This is a genomic window from Chryseobacterium sp. MYb328 (assembly GCF_037572595.1).
Lineage (GTDB): Bacteria > Bacteroidota > Bacteroidia > Flavobacteriales > Weeksellaceae > Chryseobacterium > Chryseobacterium pennae.
Window position 1 is genome coordinate 1 of record NZ_JBBGZQ010000022.1, and the last position, 21,959, is coordinate 21,959.

A 21,959-nucleotide genomic window follows, 5' to 3' on the forward strand; every position below is an offset into this window, starting at 1 on the left:
CCTTTGGCGCGCCGAAACTATATAGGGGATACCTAAAAAAGAAAATCACAATACCATAAAGTATTGTGATTCTGATAAGTTCAAACTGATTTCAATTGTATATCAAGCTCTTACTGAAGACTGAATGGTTACCTCAGCTCATCTTTACTGCTTTCTTTTATAATGTTTTTCAGCACTTTTATTTTCCCGTCAATCGGCTGATCAATTGTTAATCCTAAAATTTCAGCTACCAAAGGATAAACATTGATATTGGCAAATTCACCAATTTCCATATTATTTTTGAATTCCGGCCCCCATGCGTAGAAAGTCGCTTTCATTTCAGGAACTGTTTCTGGATTGTACCCATGTTTCCCAACAGATGTTTTCTTTCCTTTTTCCAAAAATATTTTCGGAGCTTTAGGAAGGAGAAGAATCTGTCCTATCCTGCTGTATTTATCATCTCTTGTAGCGAAGTGCAGATATTTTGGTAATTTTTTATCCAAATAAACTTCGTAGTCATCTGTTTTATGAGCTTTTAATTCTTTATAAACAGCTTTTACTTCATCCTGATTTTTAACATATACTCTTAAAAGAGTCTGTGAATTGTAAAAATCAAATCTGTTTTTATCAAAAAGAAGAGCTGGAATTTCCAATGGAGTTCCCCCATCAACCTTAATCATTCCGTGATCGGAAACAAAAATAAAATTAACATTCTTCAATCCAAGATTATCAACTTTCTGAACCAGATCACCTATTGCATGATCAATCAGATGCACAGCTGTTTCTGTTTCTTTTGTGTCAGGACCATAGTGATGTCCGCTTCCATCTACTTCCGGGAAATATAATGAGATAAAATGTGGCCTTTTATCTTCCGGCAGTTTCAGCCAGTCTACCACTTTTTTTACTTTTTCAGACGGAGTAAATTTTTCATGGTAAGGATAATAATAAGTAGGTCTCATTCCGCCTGCATCACTCGCAGAACCTACCCACATTAAGGATGCCGATACCATTCCCTGCTTTTCGGCCAATCCCCAAAGCGGAGTTCCTCCATACCAGCTTCCGTCTTCGGCATTTTTCTTATTGCTCATTGCGTAGGTTTCTTTTCTCTTATAATCGTAGAAAAAATTATCTATCAAACCATGATGAGACGGATAAAGCCCTGTAATAAGGCTCCAGTGATTGGGGAAAGTTATACTTGGATAGCTTGGAATCATTGCATCTGCTTTTACCCCATTATGGGAAAGTTTCAGTAGATTTTCAGCATTATATTTTTTAGCATAATCATACCGAAAGCCATCTGTAGAGATCATGATAACATAAGGTTTTGACTGATTTTCAATACTGTTCTGACGACCTGGCACTACTACCTGAGCAGTATCTGTATTTACCTGCTGAGCAAAAACCGTTAAGGAAATAAACAGCAGTAAAAAAGGTAATCCTCGCTTCATTATTTTAAAATTTTCGCCAAAGTTACATTCTCTACTGCTCCCTGAAAAGTTTAAGAGGTTAAAAGTATATTAAAACCTTTTATTTTTAAATTCAAATGAAAAATTTTTATTAAATGCTGCGTTTCATTTCGAACTGTGATAACCAATTCTGCAGGCCTGCTTTTTTATCAAGAAATACAGCGGTTTCTTTGGATGCATCATCTACGTTATTAATAGCAATTGGCTGTCCATCCGCAATAGCAGTAAAAAGTACGGCACCTATCCCCTGTTTTCTGTAGTCTTTATGAACTGCAATCTGATATATTTTCCTGGTTACCGGACTGTAAATAATATATCCTACCAGATTTCCATCGGTATATGCACCCAAAGTTTTAAAGTTTTCCGGCATAGGATCCAGTACATAAACGGCTCCCTGCCATGAAGGTTCTATATCCCAGAAAGAACGTAGCTCCTCCCATTGGATATCCTTCATTTCTTTAATTGTGATCTTAGTATTTTCTGCTGTTGAATTAATATCTCCTTTAAAACAAAGTAATCTTCTGATTATCTTAAAACCTAAGTTTTCATAGGCTCTGATAGCGGCAGCGTTTCCTTCAATCACTTCCAGTAACAGTATATCTGCGTTTCTTTCTTTTAATATAGGAATGATAAAATCATACATTTTTCTCACTAACCCTTTTCCCCTGCTTTCCGGCACTACACCAGTTCCCCCATTGTAAATAATCTTCTGACCTTTCTCCAGTTTTTCTGCCTGAAGAATGAAACTTACTAGTTTTCCTTCTTCAAAAGCTCCTACTGATAGATTCATATCTAATTTTTCTGTCTCAATTTTAGAAACAAGAACTTCTTTGGTTAGATGAAAAGGAACAATATAATCGGAAAAGGAATGATTGAATACTGCTAAAAGCTCTTCTACATTTACATTGGCTAAGGTTTTAAACTCCATGGATCTTTAATTTTATTTTTTTATACTACATTTACCATTCTCTGTCAAGATCTTCTTTCCAGTCATAAGGCATTAATTCTTTTAAAGTCACGAAAACACCATTTTTTACTTCTATGATAGCGTTAAGATTTTCTTTGGACAGCTGGCTCATCAATTCTCGGCAACGTCCACAGGGCGGAACTGCATTCCCATCATTTCCTACAGCTACTATAGCTTTGATATTGTGCTCTCCATTCTTCAGCATTTCCGCTACGGCACTATGTTCAGCACAAAAGCCCATAGAGCAGGCTGTATCAATACTTATTCCTGTATAAATATTACCATCTGCCGTTTCAATAGCTGCAGCCACTCCTCCATATTCTATAAAGTCATTAAGCGTTTTGGATTTCGCAAACTGTCTGGCTATTTCTTTTAAATCTTTTTTCATTGGGTACGCTATTAAAGTTTTTGATTATGTAAATACCATTGAATAGCTTTCTGTTCTTCTCTTTTTATAAAAGGATCTTTTCCTTCGTTATAATCATTACCATCAAACCATTCCATTGTACTGAGCTGCTCTTTTAGCTGCTGATATTCATTCTTCACTTCAGGATGGGAACGAAGGTAATCACGGAAGGCAATATGGCGGATCCAGTGTTCTGATGATACAGGAATTGTATGAATATGTGCGATGCGGAGGTGATGATTGTGGAGGTCTTCAGGAATTTCTTCTCCCGTATGAATAATCTCTGGAAATCCCAGGTTTGGAGGCTGATCTGTCAGTTTAATAAAAAAACGGCGATAAGGCATATCTTCGTTATATTTTTCATAGTAGACATAATCTTTTCCCTGTAATAAAAGTGGAATCTGATCCAGTTCTGATTCATCTTTTACCCCAATCATAATATCGATAATAGGTTTAGCAGACAACCCTTCTACAGAAGTACTTCCGATATGTTCTATTTTGGGATGTAAAAAGCCTATACTTTCTTTCAGTTCATTTTTAATAGTTTTAAACTGAATTTTCCAGGATGGATTGTATTCTTCAAAAGTAATTTTCATGACAGGCGCTTACTACACAAATATATAAAAAAAACAATCATAAACCCTTGAATAATGAGCCCCAGAGCCTATTTTCAGCGAACAAAAAAACACCTCTGTTTTTCAGAGGTGTTTTTGAAAATATTTGGATGTGTTTTTTTATTCTTTAATCAGTTTTTCGTACGATAGGCTACCATCTTTCAATCTGATTTCAAAATAATAAGTTCCTGACTTAAGATCATTTATTCTGATACTTTCTTTTTCAGGGGCCACAGATTTCACTTTTCTTCCTGTGGCTTCGTAAATTTCAATTGATTTTATTTTGTCAAAATTTTTGAAATTAACCGTTTCTTTAGCCGGATTAGGATAAATTGAGACTTTTTTACTTTCAGGAGCAACAACTTCATTTGTTGATAAAGTACTGGAAGCCATTGTTAAAGTTGCATAGTCTCTTCCTGCATCATGATACCCTAAAGTAGTACCGGTCTTACGTGCATAAGAGATATTGATTGTTCCCGCTGCATTCGCAATTGCAAAATCACCAGCGCTACCAGAAAGACTTCTTGTTGCCACAATAGTTCTTGTACTTCCGGATACTGTATTTGATGTCTCTGTCCAATCTTGGCTGGTATCTGCATTAGGCATCGTCTTTCCTATAAATGTATAATCTCTGTTACTAGAAGCATTATAGATAAATCCATCAGATCCTGAGGCCATACCTACAGATCCAAATCCTATCCCAAGCATGGAATTACTATTCCCGGTTAATGTAAGAGTTACCCCTGTAGGAGTTGTATCTAATTTTACCGTCATACCAGTAGCCGAAAGGGCTACCGTTCCTGAGGAAAACTGGGCCCATGCAAAATTCGCTATGAGTAACCCTAATGTAAATAAAGTTTTTTTCATTTGTTATTTTTTAAGATGTTAATAATGTCTTCTTTATGTGTTTGTAATGCATATTCAAAAGGAGTCATTCCCATTGAATCTTTGATGGATTTATCTGCTTTATATTGAAGTAAGAGCTCTATCAGTTCTTTATTCCCAAATTTTACTGCCCAAAAGAGAGGTGTAGCACCTGTAGTATCTGCAATATTTGGATCTGCCTTTTTCTTTAATAAATCTTCTACCAGCTTTTTGTTATATTTTACTGAGAGGCCGGCAAGGGCTGTTCCTTCTTTGCTTTTATAATTTACATCCTTTACATGATCTATCAGAAATTCGGCTACTTCTATATTTCCTCTATAGCAAGCTAAAATAAGGGGTGAAAAGCCTCCATCATTAGTTTGATTGATGATATCCGGATTGGTTTTCATCAGTTCTTTTACTTCAGAAACGGTTCCGCTTCTGGCAATATCAAATATTGATTTTGTTTTTTCCTGAGCCAGCAATAAGGAGCCCAGAAACATGCTTAGTGCTACAATGAGGGTTCTCATGATTTTATCAGGATATAGTTATACTCAACATTTATATTTTCAGCAATCTTTTTAGTAACCATTTTAGGGATTGTTACTTTATAATCGGCTGGTTTTACTACAAAACTTCCCTGCAAATAAACTTTTCCATCTTTCAGAGAAATTGTAGCAGCAGAGGCTACAGCTTTATCTACTCCATGAAAGTTCATGGTTCCCTGGATAGTATATTTCTGTGGACTGGCAGTCAGTTTAGATTTATCAAAAGCTACAATTTTCCCTTTAAATGTTGCTTTTGGATACTTGGCTGATTCCGCATAGCTTTCATTGAAGTGTTCTTCCATCAGTTTTGTTTTAAAATGAAAGTTTTTCACTGCAGAAACGGATGCCATTTCTCCTGTGTCGGCATTAAGGATAACAAGGTTATTGTCATCCTGAGCATAAATATCGTCAAACAGAGGCACTGATGCTTCAAATGTTACTTTACCTGTTTTGGAACTGTATTTCTGAGCGAAAGCGTAACCGGTAAAAAGCAAAAATACGCTAAGAAGTGTTAGTTTTTTCATATCAAATCTTTTTTAGTTTTCAGTTAAACCATCAGCTTTCCATTTAATGAAAGTATTGATCTGTGTAGTGGATAATGATCCTCCTTTCGGCATTTTTTCCTGGTCTCCGTTTGCTCTTTGAATTCGGTTGAGGATACCATCTATATTATTTTTTACCTGGTCATAAGTAGCCAAAGGTTTAAAGCTTGTTGCAGAATGGCAGCCTATACAATTATTATCCATAATCGGCTTTATATCTGTTGTATATTTTACAGGCAATATGATGGGAGTATTTTCTGAAATCTCCTCATAGGTTCTGCTTTCACATGCAATAATAATTGCTGCAAATGATATGGTCAGTAGGTATATTAACTTTTTCATATTAAAAAACTCTATAAAGATTAAACCCAAAGAAAATATTTCCTTTTCCCCAATTTCCGGATGCATTGGTAAGATATCCGATATCTGAATTGATTTGGGAGTTTGTAAATAAAAGCTGGAAAACATGTCCTCCGGTTTCTATATCCACTCCTAATGATAATGGATTCTTATAAAAACTGTGATTATCGAAATTCACAAAATATTCTGCATTTACAGAAATTCTTTTTGAAATTTTATAACGTCCGCCTAATCCTGCTAAAAACTGATTTTTATCTTCAGTAGTAGGCTCGTAAAGGTTTTTATGTACGTATGAAGGAGTAAGCTGTAACGAAAACTTATCACTGAATCTTCTGGAAATCAGAGCTTGGGTAAGATAAGACATCCTGTCACTGAATCTAAGGTGTGGATAGTTATCTTTATCAAGATTTGTATTGACCCCCATTACATTATACCCAACAATATCTACCGGAAAGCTCTCATTTTGCCTTAGCAATCTGTATTTTACGCCGCCCTCAAAGGTTTTCATATTTGTTTCTCTGGACAGGCTTAAGGATATATTATCTGTAACTCCATAGATCGCCCCTAATTTAGTGGAAGCATTATCCAGTCCGAAAAAATTTTTAAACCCATCACTTATATTACCAAACCGGTGTGCAACAACCATATACCATTCTTTTTTGGCTACAAGTTTAGTAGATTGCCCGGTCACAATCTGCAGTGCCTTGAAAGCAGGTTGTGAGGTATCAGTATTGGTTTTGAGAGTATCGATATCCTTCAGCAGATCTTCCTGTGCAAAGGCAAAAACTGATGAAAATACCGACAAAAATAAGAGAACCTTCGTCATATTACGATTTATATTAAATTATGATATAACAAATCTATCGTGTTATCAATTCAAAAACATGTGATAAAAGTCACCAAGAAAATAGTTTTTATCAATCATGAATTAAGATATTATAAGACAATATAAATTAAACCAATCTAAAATTTTGATCTTCAACTACTTTAATCCCTTCCTTTGTTTGTAAGATATCTCCATCGCTTTCAATTTTTTTCAAAACCCTACTTACTACTTCTCTGGAAGTACCAAGATTATTGGCAATTTCTCTGTGGGTAATTTTGATAGGGTCCTGCCCGGTAATGGAAATCTGTTGTTTGATATAATTAAGAACTCTTTTATCCAGACGATGAAATACAGCATCATTTACCATACTCATAACTTCTGAAAATCGTTTGTCATACTCACGGTAAAACAATTTATTGATCTCTGGAAATTTCAACAGCCAATGATGCATGATGGAAACGGGAACCAGCAATGCTTCGGAATCTTCTTCAGCAACTGCATATACCCTGCTTATATAATCTGTAAAAATAGAAGAAAAGGTCATCAGACAGCTATCACTTTCCTTGATATAATAGTAGATCAGCTCCCTGCCGTCATTGAGTGTAAAAACTTTTATAGACCCTTTGATCAAAAAAGGTACATATTTATTTTTCTGCCCTTCTCTTACTATTTCGGTCTTTGATTTTATATCTGTTAAAACGGCATGTTTCTGAAACTCATCCAGAAAATCGTTTCCCAAAAATCCGAATTTTTGAATAATAAATTGATTGTCCATATCCTTTCGTCAATATTTTAAAACAAATATATAAAATAGGATCAACGATTCATTAAAAATAAATTTCTTTCATTATTAATAAACAAACTCTATCTTAAAGCCTATTTAAATAAATATTTACCATAAAATAATACACCTCATTAACAATCTGCAATAAAAAAAATTGTCTCATAAATGAAACAATTTTTATCAGAATCTATATTTCAGACCAGAATCTGTACTTCAGGTTCAAATCATAAAAGAAATAAGATGTATGATCAGCCAGTTCGCTGAATAAAAAATGCCCCGGTAAAACCGGGGCATTCTTATTTTATTGTAAAAGAAATCTTACGCTTGCACGTTGTTTCCACCTAATACGAAAGGCTCAACTTCTTTAATTTCTCCGAACTGCTGCTCGTAATTAGCGATGTTCTGCTGAAGAGCGCTTAATACTCTTTTAGCGTGAAGTGGAGCAAGAATGATTCTTGATCTTACTTTAGCTTGCTGAACACCTGGCATCAACTGAATAAAGTCTACTACAAATTCTGATGGAGAGTGGTTTACCAATGCTAAGTTAGCATAAACTCCAGCAGCTACCATTTCGTTTAATTCGATGTTGATGTTTCCGTCTTGTGGATTTTGATTGTTGTCCATTGTTATAAATTATGTTTTTAAAATTCGAAATTTGAGATTGTGAAAATATAAAAATAATTTCAAATCCCAAATTTCAAATCATTAATTTTAGTTAAGGTCTTCGAATTCTTTCTTAGAGCCTACGATAACATTCTGATACTCTTTAAGACCTGTACCTGCAGGAATTCTGTGACCTACAATTACATTTTCTTTAAGACCTCCAAGGTTGTCTACTTTACCAGCAACTGCTGCTTCGTTAAGAACCTTAGTTGTTTCCTGGAATGAAGCTGCAGACATGAAAGATTTCGTTTGAAGAGCTGCTCTTGTAATACCTTGTAGTACAGGAGTTGCTGTAGCAGGAAGAGCTTCTCTAACTTCTACCAAGCTTTGGTCTTCACGTCTCAGTTTAGAGTTTTCATCTCTTAATTCTCTTGCAGTAATCATCTGACCTGGTTTGAATTCTTTAGAATCACCAGCTTCTACTACTACTTTAAGACCGAATACTCTGTTGTTTTCTTCTAGGAAGTCATACTTATGTTCAAGAGCTGCTTCAAGGAATTGAGTATCACCTCCATCCACGATAGATACTTTTGTCATCATCTGTCTTACGATGATTTCAAAGTGCTTGTCGTCGATTTTTACCCCCTGTAGACGGTAAACTTCCTGAATTTCATTTACTAAGTATTCCTGAACAGCTGTTGGGCCTTTAATTCTTAAGATATCGTCCGGAGTGATTGAACCGTCAGAAAGTGGCGAACCAGCTCTTACGAAGTCATTCTCCTGTACTAAGATCTGGTTAGATAATTTAACTAAATAAATTTTTCTTTCTCCAGTTTTAGCTTCAACGATCAATTCACGGTTACCTCTCTTAATTTTTCCGTAAGAAACTACCCCGTCGATTTCAGTAACAACCGCTGGGTTTGAAGGGTTTCTTGCTTCGAATAATTCGGTAACTCTCGGAAGACCTCCGGTGATATCCCCTGCTTTTGCAGATTTTCTTGGGATTTTGATTAAGACTTTACCAGCCTTAATTTTCTCACCATCGTTTACCATTAAGTGGGCTCCTACCGGTAAGTTGTATGCTTTCTGCTCAACTCCTTTAGAATCTACCACCTTCAGGGTAGGTACGGCTTTCTTATTTCTAGATTCAGAGATTACTTTCTCTTCAAATCCTGTCTGTTCGTCAATTTCAAGTTGGAATGAAATACCCTGGATAATATCCTCGTATTCTACCTTACCTGAAGTTTCAGCAATGATTACCGCGTTATACGGATCCCATCTACAGATAACATCATCTTTCTTCACTTTATCACCTGGTTTTACAGATAATATAGATCCGTAAGGTACGTTAGCAACCATTAACGGAGTTCTAGACTCGTTATCAGCTACTAATCTGAATTCTGTTGAACGTGAAACCACAACCTCAGCTGTATTACCGTTTTCATCTTCAGAAGTAATTGTTCTTACCTCATCCATTTCTACGATACCATCTCTTCTTGCAACGATTGATGGGTTTTCTGATACGTTTCCTGCAGTACCCCCTTGGTGGAAGGTTCTCAACGTAAGCTGAGTACCTGGTTCCCCAATTGACTGTGCTGCAATTACACCTACCGCTTCACCCATGTGAATCATCTTACCTGTAGCTAAGTTTCTACCGTAACATTTCGCACAGATACCTTTCTTAGCTTCACAAGTTAATGGAGAACGAACCTCAACAGCTTCTAATCCAGCTGCTTCAATTCTTTTAGCTAATACTTCATTAATTACCTGATCAGCTTCAGCGATTAACTCATCACTTTCAGGATCATAGATATTATGTAAAGAAACTCTACCTAAGATTCTTTCAGAGATCTTTTCAACGATCTCGTCATTTTTCTTAAGTGCAGTAACTTCTGTACCTCTTAGAGTTCCACAGTCATCTTCTGTAACGATAACGTCCTGTGCAACGTCTACCAATCTTCTGGTTAGGTAACCAGCATCGGCAGTTTTAAGAGCGGTATCCGCAAGACCTTTACGGGCACCGTGGGTAGAGATAAAGTATTCTAAGATGGAAAGACCTTCTTTAAAGTTTGCAAGAATCGGGTTTTCGATGATCTCCGCACCGGTAGAACCAGCTTTTTGCGGTTTCGCCATCAAACCTCTCATCCCTGATAACTGACGGATCTGTTCCTTAGAACCCCTCGCTCCAGAGTCAAGCATCATATATACAGAGTTGAAACCACCTTGGTCAGTTTTCATTCTGCTCATGATCATTTCAGTTAATCCTGCGTTGGTGTTTGTCCAAACGTCGATTACCTGGTTATAACGTTCTGTATCGGTAATTAGACCCATGTTATAGTTAGCTCTAATTTCGTCTACAGTTTCAATTGAAGAAGCAATCATTTGCTTTTTCTCAACAGGAACTACAATATCCCCTAATGAGAACGATAGACCTCCTTTGAATGCGTTTGAATAACCTAAGTCTTTCATTGCATCCAAGAACTTCACAGTTGTAGGGAAATCCGTATCAGCAAGGATTTTACCAATAACGTTTCTCAATGATTTCTTCGTAAGAAGTTCATTAATATATCCTGACTCTTTCGGTACAATCTGGTTGAATAAGATTCTACCTACAGAAGTTTCGATCAATCTTGTTACGATTACACCGTCTTCTTTAATTGGTAGTCTACATCTTACTTTAGCATTTAATGAAACTCTACCTTCTGCATAAGCGATTTCCGCTTCCTCAGGAGAATAGAATGCAAGACCTTCACCTTTTACTTTCATATCTTCTGTAGAGCTCAATTCTTTAGTCATGAAATAAAGACCAAGAACCATGTCCTGAGAAGGTACTGTAATTGGAGAACCGTTTGCAGGGTTCAAGATATTCTGAGAACCTAACATCAATAACTGAGCTTCAAGGATCGCTTCTGGTCCTAACGGCAAGTGTACTGCCATCTGGTCACCATCGAAATCGGCGTTGAAGGCCGTAGTTACTAACGGGTGTAGTTGGATTGCCTTACCTTCGATCATCTTAGGTTGGAAAGCCTGAATACCCAGTCTGTGAAGCGTAGGTGCTCTGTTCAGTAGAACAGGGTGACCTTTCATCACGTTTTCAAGGATATCATAAACTACCGGTTCTTTTCTGTCGATAATTCTCTTCGCAGATTTAACTGTTTTTACAATTCCTCTTTCAATTAGTTTTCTAATGATGAATGGTTTGTAAAGTTCAGCTGCCATATCTTTAGGAATACCACACTCGTGAAGCTGTAAGTTTGGACCTACAACAATTACCGAACGTGCAGAGTAGTCAACCCTTTTCCCTAGTAAGTTCTGACGGAAACGACCTTGCTTACCTTTCAATGAATCAGAAAGTGATTTCAATGGTCTGTTTGATTCAGATTTTACTGCTGAAGATTTTCTTGTGTTATCGAATAATGAATCTACTGATTCCTGAAGCATACGCTTCTCGTTTCTTAAGATTACTTCAGGAGCTTTGATCTCCAATAATCTCTTCAAACGGTTATTTCTGATAATTACTCTTCTATAAAGGTCATTCAAGTCAGAAGTTGCGAAACGTCCTCCATCCAATGGAACCAATGGTCTTAGTTCTGGTGGGATAACAGGAAGTACACGCATAATCATCCACTCTGGTCTGTTGATCATTCTTGTATTAGCACCTCTTAATGCTTCTACAACGTTCAATCTTTTCAGAGCTTCAGTCCTTCTTTGCTTAGAACCTTCGTTGTGAGCTTTATGTCTTAAGTCAAAAGACAATGAATCAAGATCGATTCTTTTTAATAATTCCTCAACAGCTTCAGCACCCATTTTAGCGATGAATTTGTTTGGATCAGAATCGTCAAGATATTGGTTTTCTACAGGAAGAGTTTCCATGATGTCAAGGTACTCTTCTTCTGTAAGGAATTCCATATTTTCAAAATCAGAACCGTCTAATTTCTTAGCAATACCTTGCTGAATCACTACATATCTTTCGTAGTAGATGATCATATCTAATTTCTTAGAAGGAATTCCAAGAAGGTATCCGATTTTGTTTGGTAATGAACGGAAATACCAAATGTGTGCAATTGGAACTACAAGGTTGATGTGCCCGATTCTCTCTCTTCTTACTTTTTTCTCAGTAACTTCTACTCCACAACGGTCACAAACGATCCCTTTGTAACGAATTCTCTTGTATTTACCACAAGCACATTCGTAATCCTTTACAGGACCAAAGATTTTCTCACAGAATAGCCCGTCTCTTTCAGGCTTGTGAGTTCTGTAGTTAATAGTTTCCGGCTTTAAAACTTCCCCTCTTGAGTCTTGTAAAATAGACTCCGGTGAAGCTAAACCGATGGTTATTTTATTAAATCTACTTGATTTATTTTTATTTGACATAATTTTTTTTAGATTTTAGATTTCAGATTTCAGATTTCAGACGAAATCATCATTCCAAATTCAAGGATTATAAAATTCTTAGAGTGCCATAGTCTGACATCTTGTGTCTGACATCTGATATCTTACTCCTCCAATCTTACGTCTAATCCAAGACCTTGTAACTCGTGAAGTAATACGTTGAATGATTCCGGAATACCTGGTTCAGGCATAGATTCACCTTTTGCAATTGCTTCATAAGTTTTTGCTCTACCAATCACGTCATCCGACTTCACAGTAAGGATCTCTCTAAGGATGTTGGATGCACCGAATGCTTCAAGTGCCCAAACCTCCATCTCTCCGAATCTCTGACCCCCGAACTGAGCTTTACCTCCTAACGGCTGCTGAGTAATCAATGAGTAAGGACCGATAGAACGTGCGTGCATCTTATCATCAACCATGTGTCCTAGTTTCAGCATGTAGATAACACCCACTGTAGCTGCCTGTGTAAATCTTTCTCCAGTACCACCATCATAAAGATAAGTGTGTCCGAATTTAGGTAGACCTGCTTTCTCTGTGTACTCAGTGATCTGATCAAGAGTAGCACCATCGAAGATTGGTGTAGCGAACTTCATTCCTAATTTTTGACCAGCCCATCCAAGAACTGTTTCATAAATCTGTCCGATGTTCATACGAGAAGGTACCCCTAGTGGATTCAATACGATATCTACTGGTGTTCCGTCTTCAAGGAATGGCATATCTTCTTCACGAACAATTCTTGATACGATACCTTTGTTACCGTGACGTCCTGCCATTTTATCCCCTACATTCAGTTTACGTTTCTTAGCGATGTAAACTTTAGCCAATTTCATGATACCTGCTGGTAGCTCATCTCCGATTGAAATTGCAAATTTCTCACGGTTTTTAACCCCTTGGATATCGTTATATTTGATTTTGTAATTGTGAATCAACTGTTTGATCAATTCATTCTTATCAGCGTCTACTGTCCAGTCTGAACCGCTAACATTTACATAATCTTCAACTGAAGTTAATAACTTGTGAGTAAACTTCACCCCTTTACCGATGATTTCTTCGTCAAGGTCATTTTGTACCCCTTGAGAAGTTTTACCGCTTACCAGTGTATTTAATTTTTCAATTAAAGTGTTTCTCAACTCATCAAATTTAGCCTTGTAAGTGTTTTCAATTTCTTCAAGTCTAAGTTTTTCTTCAGTTCTCTTCTTTTTATCTTTGATGTTTCTTGAGAACAATTTCTTGTTGATAACAACCCCTCTTAATGAAGAGTCAGCTTTTAATGATGCATCTTTTACATCACCAGCTTTATCACCGAAGATTGCTCTAAGAAGTTTTTCTTCAGGAGTCGGGTCAGATTCACCTTTTGGAGTAATTTTACCAATCATAATATCTCCAGGCTTCACTTCAGCACCGATTCTGATCATACCATTCTCATCAAGATCTTTAGTAGCTTCTTCAGAAACGTTTGGAATATCTGCTGTAAGTTCTTCCATACCTAGTTTGGTATCACGAACTTCAAGAGAGTACTCATCTACGTGGATTGAAGTAAACCAGTCTTCACGTACAACTTTTTCATTGATTACGATTGCATCCTCAAAGTTGTATCCTTTCCAAGGCATGAACGCTACCACTAAGTTTCTACCAAGAGCTAATTCTCCTTTTTCAGTAGCATAACCATCACAAAGTACCTGTCCTTTTTCCACTACATCACCTACTCTTACGTTTGGTCTTAGGGTAATGGTTGTACTCTGGTTAGTTTTTCTGAACTTAGTAAGTTTATATGTTTTAGTAGCAGACTCGAATTGTACTAAATCTTCGTCTTCGCTTCTGTCATATTTAATAACGATTTTGTCAGCATCTACATACTCTACAGTACCAGTTCCTTCAGCGTTAATTAAGATTCTTGAATCTCTTGCAACTTGTTGCTCAAGCCCTGTACCAACAACTGGAGCCTGTGGCTTCAATAGAGGAACGGCCTGACGCATCATGTTAGATCCCATCAATGCACGGTTCGCATCATCATGCTCCAAGAATGGAATTAATGAAGCGGAAATACCAGAGATCTGGTTTGGTGCAACGTCGATAAGGTTAACCTGAGCTGGTTCAACTACAGGGTAGTCACCATCTAGTCTTGCAATAATTCTGTCTGTTAAGAAGTCTCCGTTATCGCTCAATTCAACGTTTGCCTGAGCAATTACTTTATCTTCTTCGTCTTCAGCATTAAGATAAATAGGATCAGCATTAAGATTAATCTTACTGTCTTCTACTTTTCTATATGGAGTTTCGATGAATCCAAGTCTGTTGATTTTAGCATAAATCCCTAGAGATGAAATCAATCCAATGTTTGGTCCTTCCGGAGTTTCAATCGGACAAATTCTTCCGTAGTGAGTATGGTGAACGTCACGAACCTCGAAACCTGCTCTTTCTCTTGATAAACCACCAGGCCCTAGTGCAGATAATCTTCTCTTGTGAGTGATCTCTGATAGAGGGTTGGTCTGGTCCATAAACTGAGATAGCTGGTTGGTACCGAAGAACGAGTTAATTACAGATGTTAAAGTCTTCGCGTTAACAAGGTCAAGTGGAGTAAAGATTTCGTTATCTCTAACGTTCATTCTCTCCTTGATTGTTCTTGCAATTCTTGAAAGACCTACTCCGAACTGTCCTGCTAATTGCTCACCAACAGTTTTAATTCTTCTGTTTGATAAGTGGTCAATATCATCAACATCTGTTTTTGAGTTTACTAGCTCAATTAAGTGTCTTACAATCGCAATAATATCTTCTTTAGTAAGAACTTCAGTTGTAGTTGGGATGTTCAGACTTAATTTTTTATTCAATCTGTAACGTCCTACTTCACCTAAAGAGTATCTCTGCTCAGAGAAGAATAATTTTTCAATGATTCCTCTTGCTGTTTCCTCATCTGGTGGATCTGCGTTTCTTAACTGACGGTAGATATACTCTACTGCTTCTTTCTCAGAGTTCGTAGGGTCTTTTTGTAATGTATTCTGAATGATAGAGAATTCATTGCTGTTTTCTTTGTGAATCAGGATAGATTTCACACCAGCATCCAGGATAAGATCTAAGTGTTCTTTTTCAAGGATAGTTTCTCTATCTAAGATGATTTCGTTTCTTTCGATAGAAACTACTTCACCTGTATCTTCGTCTACGAAGTCTTCGAACCAAGTGTTCAATACTCTCGCAGCCAATGTTCTCCCTTCCACTTTTTTAAGGGCAGCTTTAGAAACTTTCACTTCTTCAGCAAGGTCGAAGATCTGAAGGATATCCTTATCAGATTCGTAACCGATAGCTCTTAATAAAGTTGTTAATGGTAACTTTTTCTTACGGTCGATATATGCGTACATTACGCTGTTGATATCGGTTGTAAATTCCATCCAAGATCCTTTGAAAGGGATAATTCTTGAATAGTAAAGTTTGGTTCCGTTTGCGTGGTAAGTCTGCCCGAAGAATACACCAGGTGAACGGTGAAGCTGCGTAACGATAACTCTTTCAGCACCATTAATGATAAAAGATCCACTTGGCGTCATGTAAGGAACCGGACCTAAATATACATCCTGAACCACTGTTTGGAAATCTTCGTGTTCCGGGTCAGTACAGTACAGTTTAAGTCTTGCTTTTAGAGGAACTGAATAAGTAAGTCCTCTTTCCACACACTCATCAATTGAATAACGTGGGGAATCTACCAGATAGTCTAAGAATTCTAATACGAATTGGTTTCTTGAATCCGTAATTGGGAAATTCTCCTGGAAAGTCTTGTAAAGGGCTTCCATCTTTCTGGCTTCAGGAAGTGTATCAAGCTGGAAAAATTCTCTGAAAGACTCGATTTGGATATCCAAGAAGTCTGGAGTGATGATTTTTCCTTTCGCTGATGAGAAATTAATTCTCGGATTTCCTTGAGTTGTTGATTTTGTTTTACTCATAAAACTTTTAAGAAAGGGTTAAAAAATATTTTGATTCATTTAAAAATATCAGAAAAGGGCAAGAAACAAGGTAAAAGTAAAAGGTAAAAGTGTTTTTGGCGCTCACGAAGGACCTTAGAGTCTTTTAACTTTGTACTTGGCTCTTTCTAACTGCAACACTGGTATATCTTTTCACAGCGTAATGCAAAATATTTTTCTTACTTTTGAGACGGTATTACCCGCAATATCTACAAATACGAAATCCCTTTCATGTTCTACACAATGAAAGAGTTGATTTTCAATATTTTATAAAATTACAAACAATTTTTCGCGCCAAAAGAGGGGCAAAGATACAAAAAGTTATCCACAATAACAAATTAATCTCCCTCATTTTGAGGTCATTAAAATTTCTAAAAGTAATAAGCCGTCTCAAAAGGGAGACAGCTTATTCTATGGAAATCTTTTCGTCAAAGAATTAATTTATATTTTCTATTTTTTCTTAATTGTAAGCATCTTACATCTATGGCTTAGATTTCTCCAAAATTAAATATATACGATGCCTCCCATTAGAAAGGGGACTAAAATCTCTATAGCCATAAAATGTAGCCTTGTATAATACTCCATCATTACCATGGATTGTAAATAGTGATATGCAGGAGCCCAACGTACTTCCCCAATTCATTGTATAGCTATTAGCTACATTCTGATAACCACCATTCTCTTTCAAAGTTACATATGTTTGGGAAGCATTTGTAGTATACCAGTCCCATCTTTCATTATTAAAATCACTCTGTTCCGTGACTCCTCTTAATACTCTGCTACTCTTATTTGTATTAACCAATAAAGGTCTTATACTACTGGGTACTCCATGATTGGTGTTAGTACTGATAAACACAACATCCATTCGAATTCCATCTATCATTGGAATCTTAGCTACCTGACCTGGATCATTCACCTGAAGCCAAGTGGACATCGTGGTCATCGCAGGGACAAGAACCTCATTCCGTTTATTATTATCATTCAGCGATTTTGGAATCGTATCAGGAAATGTATAATAGAAATGCTGCACCTCGGAAGTTCCTGTATTCCCAGAATTTCCACCGACACATCCCCATGCAGGTAATAAAGGTGTACCATTATTGGTCATCAGACATTTTAGATCTGTATCATAAACAATCAGACCGGTTGCTGGAGAAACAATAGTGTTTCTCTCTTCTGTAGTTACAGGATTTAACAGAGTTCCCTTAATCGCGGAAGCATTACTGGCGACGTGTAGATTGGCAGAGCTGTCAGGCTCTGAAGTGTTTATACCTATTTGTGTAAACCCAGTGCCATTTAATAAAATAATTGCCAGTAAGGATAAGATTTTTCTCATTTTTTAGTTGTTTTGTATTTTAAATTAAAAATTTATTGTGTTTTTATATGAAAAGTTATCTTCTCAATTCAAGATCTAATCTCTATGCAATGCATACAATCAATTATAACTATTGATAAAATCTCTTAAGCAAAACTACCCTTATTAAGCATTGGAAGAAATAGTAGATATCTTCTATTTTTTCAAATTTTAAAGGCAAGACTAACAAAAAAACGGTATGATAAAATGCATTTATCAGGTAAATTCAGGGTGGCAAAAAGAAAATTATATAGAAAAAATCACAAAATCCAAGTTAGTTTCATTCTATCCAATTTTATAGCTATAAAATATTTTTATTCCCAGCGTATTATTGCAATTATTTTTATCGTAGACAAAAATCTTCACTATCAAGCATTTTATTATAGGGGCATTAAAAAAATAAAGGGCTGCTCATTTCTGAGCAGCCCTTCTTTAACACTAAGTATTCTTATGGTTATTTCACAATAACTTTATAAGATTTTGCAGTTGATTTAGTATCTATGTTAATAATATAAATTCCCGTAGGCAATGCAGAGGTATCAATACCTGTACGTGCAGAGAATTTACCAGACTTCACGACTTTTCCTTCTGCAGAGAACAATGTATAAGTTCCTTCTTCTGCTGCTGTAACCATAAGGCTTTCTCCAGCTTTTACAGGGTTAGGATAGATCTTCACATCATTAGCTGCTTGTGTTATTTCTGACTTTCCTGCTATTTTTGCAGAAGCTGTCTGTGCATTTTTCAACAATGAAGCATATGGTGAAAGTGGAGACTTTGGCGCTCCTCTTTTCACAAGATCTGTATCTACTACAGCCTGAATACCATCTTTATCACCATCATTAATCGTAGAGATAAATCCGCCGCCCATTGTATCAAGGTTACCTTTTCCTATCTGATACAGATCGAAGTCTGAACCGTTAGAAGTAACATCCAGGAAGTCAGGTAGATTATCACCATCTGTATTTTTGATTGGGTATTTTAAAGTTCCGGAATCCGGATAAGTTTCCAGGATATCTGCCAAACCATTTTTCCCTACTGCAACACCACTGTCAATAATACCATTATGGTCTGCATCAATCTGGTCAATTACTGAAGTTGGAATACCTGATTCAAACAGATCTAAAATTCCGTCATTATCAGAATCCAGATCACGATAGTTTGGCACAGAATCTCCTAATATTGGCGTAATCAGAACATCACCCTCCATATCATCATCTTCAAATTTTCCATTTTTATCAAAGTCTTCCATTGAATCAGGAATACCATCATTATCGGAATCAAAATCACATGCATCTACAATACCGTCACCATCTGTATCCAGTGTAGGCGATTTATCATTCACCACTGTACATCCTTCAGCACAGTCAGGAATACCGTTACCATTATTATCAATACTGTCATCACCGTTAGGACAACGATCGAAACAGTTTGGCACTCCATCATTATCATCATCTTTGCTGGCAAATGCATTATAGATGTAATAGTTTTGAGGAATACGAACTGCCGTACCGCTATTGAAAGTAATTTTCATTCTGTTAAAAGGTTTTGTAGCCTTTCCTCCTACATAAAATTTATTGGAATTCGTTGTAAAGAAATTTCCACTGATAAGACTTCCTGAACTTGTAAAGTTGTCCGTTACAGTATTCCCATTATATAATGTTACTGTAATATTCTCCAGTACGCTTACTCCAAGAAGGTTTCCTGCTTTTTCCACTGTAAATCCAGCCATCGTATTCGCAGGAAGTGTAGTACTACTGCTTACTGTAGCATATGCAGAGAAGATACTGAAGATAGATGCAGCCGGAATTGTTGCAGTAGCATAATTAGAAGGATTGTTATCCACAATTGCTTCAGGATTTGTCATTTTAGCCAAAATAAGACCAAGGAATCCAGGCCCTGATGTCCAGCTTGATCCCGTTACCAGATTTCCTGGTACTGCTGATCCACTGGTCTGAATTTTATCATCACATTCACAAGAGATCGGCTCTTCAAAAGCATAATACACTTTAAGCGCTCCAAGATTAAATCCTACCGTCTGAGTAATTTTTAATCTTACTTCATTAAAAGGCTTAGTAGTTGTTAAAGTTACTTTCTGTTTTCCAGAACCGTATCCAAGAACTTTAATATTAATCAATCCACCACCATCAGACAACTGCTTAGAATCCTGAAGCTGTCCGAATAAGTAAGTTTCAATAGTGATATTCTTTAAAAATTCAGCGCTTAGTAATTTCCCCTGATCATCAGGCTCAATGACAAATCCAGTTCTGTTTCCTGCAGGGTATACCTGGTTTTTATCTAAAACTCCCACTGAGTAAGATCCCAACAATCCAATTGGAAGAACAACTTTTCCAAATGAATTTTTATTTCCATCCCCTATATTTTCTTTGTTCTGAACGTAAGAAAGCGGAGCAAGAAAACTACTGCTTCCCGATACATTACCATCCACCCCACTTCCTGCAATGATATCATCACAAATACCATTGTTATCAACAGGTACTCTTGCCGGATCAAATGCAAATGCATAATACACATTCATAGCACTGAATACAGAAAGAACATTGGTCTGATACAATCTCACTTCATCAAACTCCTTAGAAGTTTTAAAATGTAAAAAGATTCTGTTCTTGCTTCCTCCGAATGCCGGCACCGATAAAAGGGTACTGCTGGAAGTAGTTTCCTGAAGCACTCCGTTTCTATAGGTGCTGATTCTTAAAGAACTTAAAAGATCAATCGTAATAAAGCTTGTCCCAAGATCCACATTAAATCCGGTAATATATCCTGCCGGGTAAGCTGTATTTTTGTTTTTTACGGAAATTCCGTTGCCACTTATCAAAGAAGCAAAGTTTCCCATATTTACACTATTATCCAGATTAGCATCTACCACCGGATTCATACTTCCGTTATAACATGCTAAACAGATTCCGGAGTTATTTACCGGTTTTGCTTCTACGCCCATCCCGCGGATCGGCTCGTAGCCCTGCTGTGCAAATGCTACAGCTGACATCACTAATGTCATGAGCACTGCGGTCAGTTTCTCGAATAATTTTTTGGTCATTTTTTAATTTTATAAGGTTTGTGTTTATTATGAATTAGTATAAAGCTTTCCATGATGTACCATTACATCCTTCATGTACTCTAGCTGTAGAATTGTACCGGATTGCTCCTTCTTCTTTACCTGAGCAGGCAGTTCCGGATGTAGCAATACCTTTCAGCTGAAGTGCTGCTCCTGTTGCGGTGTCAGCAGTAGGTACCATGTTAATTCCTACAATTGTATCCGTTCCGTTCGTTACATTAAAAAAAGCATGTGATTTATTAGCAAATACTGTTTGTCCAGAACCTGCTGTTCCAGAAAAACCAATAGCCAGGGCCTGCCCTCCGGTAGCCGAACTTGCAGAACCCACTGCCATACTGTTTAAATCTACTGTATTGCCACTACCTATAGCAATTCCCCCTTTATTGGTATGTAGGTTCCCCAATGTGAGTCCTGCCACACCAGTAACTGTATTTGTATTTCCAAATACAAGATGATTGGCTCCCGATGCGCTATTAGAATTTCCAATAATTTTTGCGCCATTGGTTGCTGAATTATTAGCCCCAATGGCTATCGCTGGAAAATTAGCAGTTGCAGCAGTTGCAGTATTATTTCTTCCGATAGCAACATTTGATGATGTTGAATTAATCGTATTATTTGATCCCCATGAAAAAGCGGCATAAGATCCTGTTGCATTATTAGAATTCCCACCTTGCAGTGTTCCGTTTACATCCAGTATTCCTTTTACATTTTTTTGAGTGGCCAGTACCAGATTCTGCCCGTCACTTGTTCCCAGATAGTTTCCTGTAGAAATATTTGTTCCTAATGTTGCAGAAGTAGCCACTGTACCACTGTTTCCTACTGTGCGCCAATCTGCATTTAAATTCCCCCATTTTGTTCCATCGAAATAATAGTAACCAGGCGTTATGACATCTACAGTTTGTCCTGTAGGTGCAGTTTCTGCTGAAGTTACATATACAATCGCTCCAGTCTGGGCAGCTGTATAGCTTTTAGCATTCAGCTGTACTCCAGTAATTCTAGGAGCAATAATACCATCCAGTTTATTTTTATCCGATGGAAAACCCACCACATCAAGGCTAGCTTGCGGTTGTGGACTGTTAATCCCTACCTGTGCGAAAATAGAAACTCCGACAGATAGAAGTGCTAATGTGAATAATTTGCTTTTCATTCTTAGTTGATATTTGTTGTGTTTATTTTGGTATAAAAAGACAATCCTTTAGCCCTTCATTTAAAATAATATAAATGAATAATGAGAATT

Annotated in this window: 16 protein-coding genes; all 16 read right to left on the bottom strand. The window is 36.8% G+C overall.

All coding sequences use genetic code 11. The features are described from left to right. Positions 1-128 precede the first annotated feature (128 nt). The 16 genes from WH267_RS18860 to WH267_RS18935 all read right to left on the bottom strand — a co-directional run bounded on the left by WH267_RS18860 (position 129) and on the right by WH267_RS18935 (position 21,869). Complete coding sequence (locus tag WH267_RS18860) at positions 129-1,427, bottom strand: alkaline phosphatase family protein (RefSeq protein WP_340010273.1); 1,299 nt, start codon at positions 1,425-1,427, stop codon at positions 129-131. Between the two features lie 109 nt (positions 1,428-1,536). Beyond that, positions 1,537-2,373, bottom strand: coding sequence for a GNAT family N-acetyltransferase (locus WH267_RS18865; RefSeq protein ID WP_340010274.1), 837 nt, complete (start codon positions 2,371-2,373; stop codon positions 1,537-1,539). A gap of 31 nt (positions 2,374-2,404) precedes the next feature. Beyond that, a complete protein-coding gene (locus tag WH267_RS18870) occupies positions 2,405-2,800 on the bottom strand; it encodes a cytidine deaminase family protein (RefSeq protein ID WP_340010275.1) in 396 nt (131 codons plus the stop codon). Between the two features lie 11 nt (positions 2,801-2,811). Beyond that, positions 2,812-3,414, bottom strand: a complete 603-nt coding sequence (locus WH267_RS18875; RefSeq protein ID WP_340010276.1) for a GrpB family protein — start codon at positions 3,412-3,414, stop codon at positions 2,812-2,814. Between the two features lie 138 nt (positions 3,415-3,552). Next, a complete protein-coding gene (locus WH267_RS18880; RefSeq protein WP_340010278.1) occupies positions 3,553-4,299 on the bottom strand; it encodes a T9SS type A sorting domain-containing protein in 747 nt (248 codons plus the stop codon). Next, the gene (locus tag WH267_RS18885) at positions 4,296-4,826 is read right to left on the bottom strand and encodes an ankyrin repeat domain-containing protein (protein WP_340010279.1); all 531 of its coding nucleotides are present in this window, start codon (positions 4,824-4,826) and stop codon (positions 4,296-4,298) included. The genes WH267_RS18880 and WH267_RS18885 overlap by 4 nt, the downstream gene beginning before the upstream one ends. Continuing rightward, positions 4,823-5,368, bottom strand: a complete 546-nt coding sequence (locus tag WH267_RS18890) for a YceI family protein (RefSeq protein WP_340010280.1) — start codon at positions 5,366-5,368, stop codon at positions 4,823-4,825. The genes WH267_RS18885 and WH267_RS18890 overlap by 4 nt, the downstream gene beginning before the upstream one ends. A 12-nt stretch (positions 5,369-5,380) precedes the next feature. Continuing rightward, the gene (locus tag WH267_RS18895) at positions 5,381-5,728 is read right to left on the bottom strand and encodes a hypothetical protein (protein ID WP_228438578.1); all 348 of its coding nucleotides are present in this window, start codon (positions 5,726-5,728) and stop codon (positions 5,381-5,383) included. 1 nt (position 5,729) lies between these two features. After that, positions 5,730-6,572, bottom strand: coding sequence for a DUF5777 family beta-barrel protein (locus WH267_RS18900; protein WP_340010282.1), 843 nt, complete (start codon positions 6,570-6,572; stop codon positions 5,730-5,732). 127 nt (positions 6,573-6,699) lie between these two features. After that, on the bottom strand, positions 6,700-7,347 hold the full coding sequence (locus WH267_RS18905; RefSeq protein WP_340010283.1) for a Crp/Fnr family transcriptional regulator: 648 nt from the start codon (positions 7,345-7,347) through the stop codon (positions 6,700-6,702). A 327-nt stretch (positions 7,348-7,674) separates the two neighbouring features. Then, positions 7,675-7,980: a DUF3467 domain-containing protein gene (locus tag WH267_RS18910; RefSeq protein WP_034723398.1), complete on the bottom strand. Its 306-nt coding sequence runs from the start codon at positions 7,978-7,980 to the stop codon at positions 7,675-7,677. 87 nt (positions 7,981-8,067) lie between these two features. Beyond that, positions 8,068-12,333 carry a DNA-directed RNA polymerase subunit beta' gene (gene rpoC / locus WH267_RS18915; RefSeq protein WP_115970255.1) on the bottom strand — a complete coding sequence of 1,422 codons (4,266 nt, stop codon included), beginning with the start codon at positions 12,331-12,333 and terminating at the stop codon, positions 8,068-8,070. Positions 12,334-12,455: 122 nt separating this feature from the next. Then, positions 12,456-16,277 (bottom strand): DNA-directed RNA polymerase subunit beta, encoded by a 3,822-nt coding sequence (gene rpoB, locus WH267_RS18920; RefSeq protein ID WP_340010287.1) that lies wholly within the window; start codon positions 16,275-16,277, stop codon positions 12,456-12,458. Positions 16,278-16,776: 499 nt separating this feature from the next. Then, positions 16,777-17,631 carry a hypothetical protein gene (locus tag WH267_RS18925; RefSeq protein ID WP_340010288.1) on the bottom strand — a complete coding sequence of 285 codons (855 nt, stop codon included), beginning with the start codon at positions 17,629-17,631 and terminating at the stop codon, positions 16,777-16,779. Positions 17,632-18,103: 472 nt separating this feature from the next. After that, positions 18,104-20,704 carry a T9SS type A sorting domain-containing protein gene (locus tag WH267_RS18930; protein WP_340010290.1) on the bottom strand — a complete coding sequence of 867 codons (2,601 nt, stop codon included), beginning with the start codon at positions 20,702-20,704 and terminating at the stop codon, positions 18,104-18,106. Positions 20,705-20,738: 34 nt separating this feature from the next. Further along, entirely contained in the window at positions 20,739-21,869 is a 1,131-nt protein-coding gene (locus WH267_RS18935) for a hypothetical protein (RefSeq protein WP_340010291.1), read from the bottom strand. Positions 21,870-21,959: the final 90 nt, after the last annotated feature.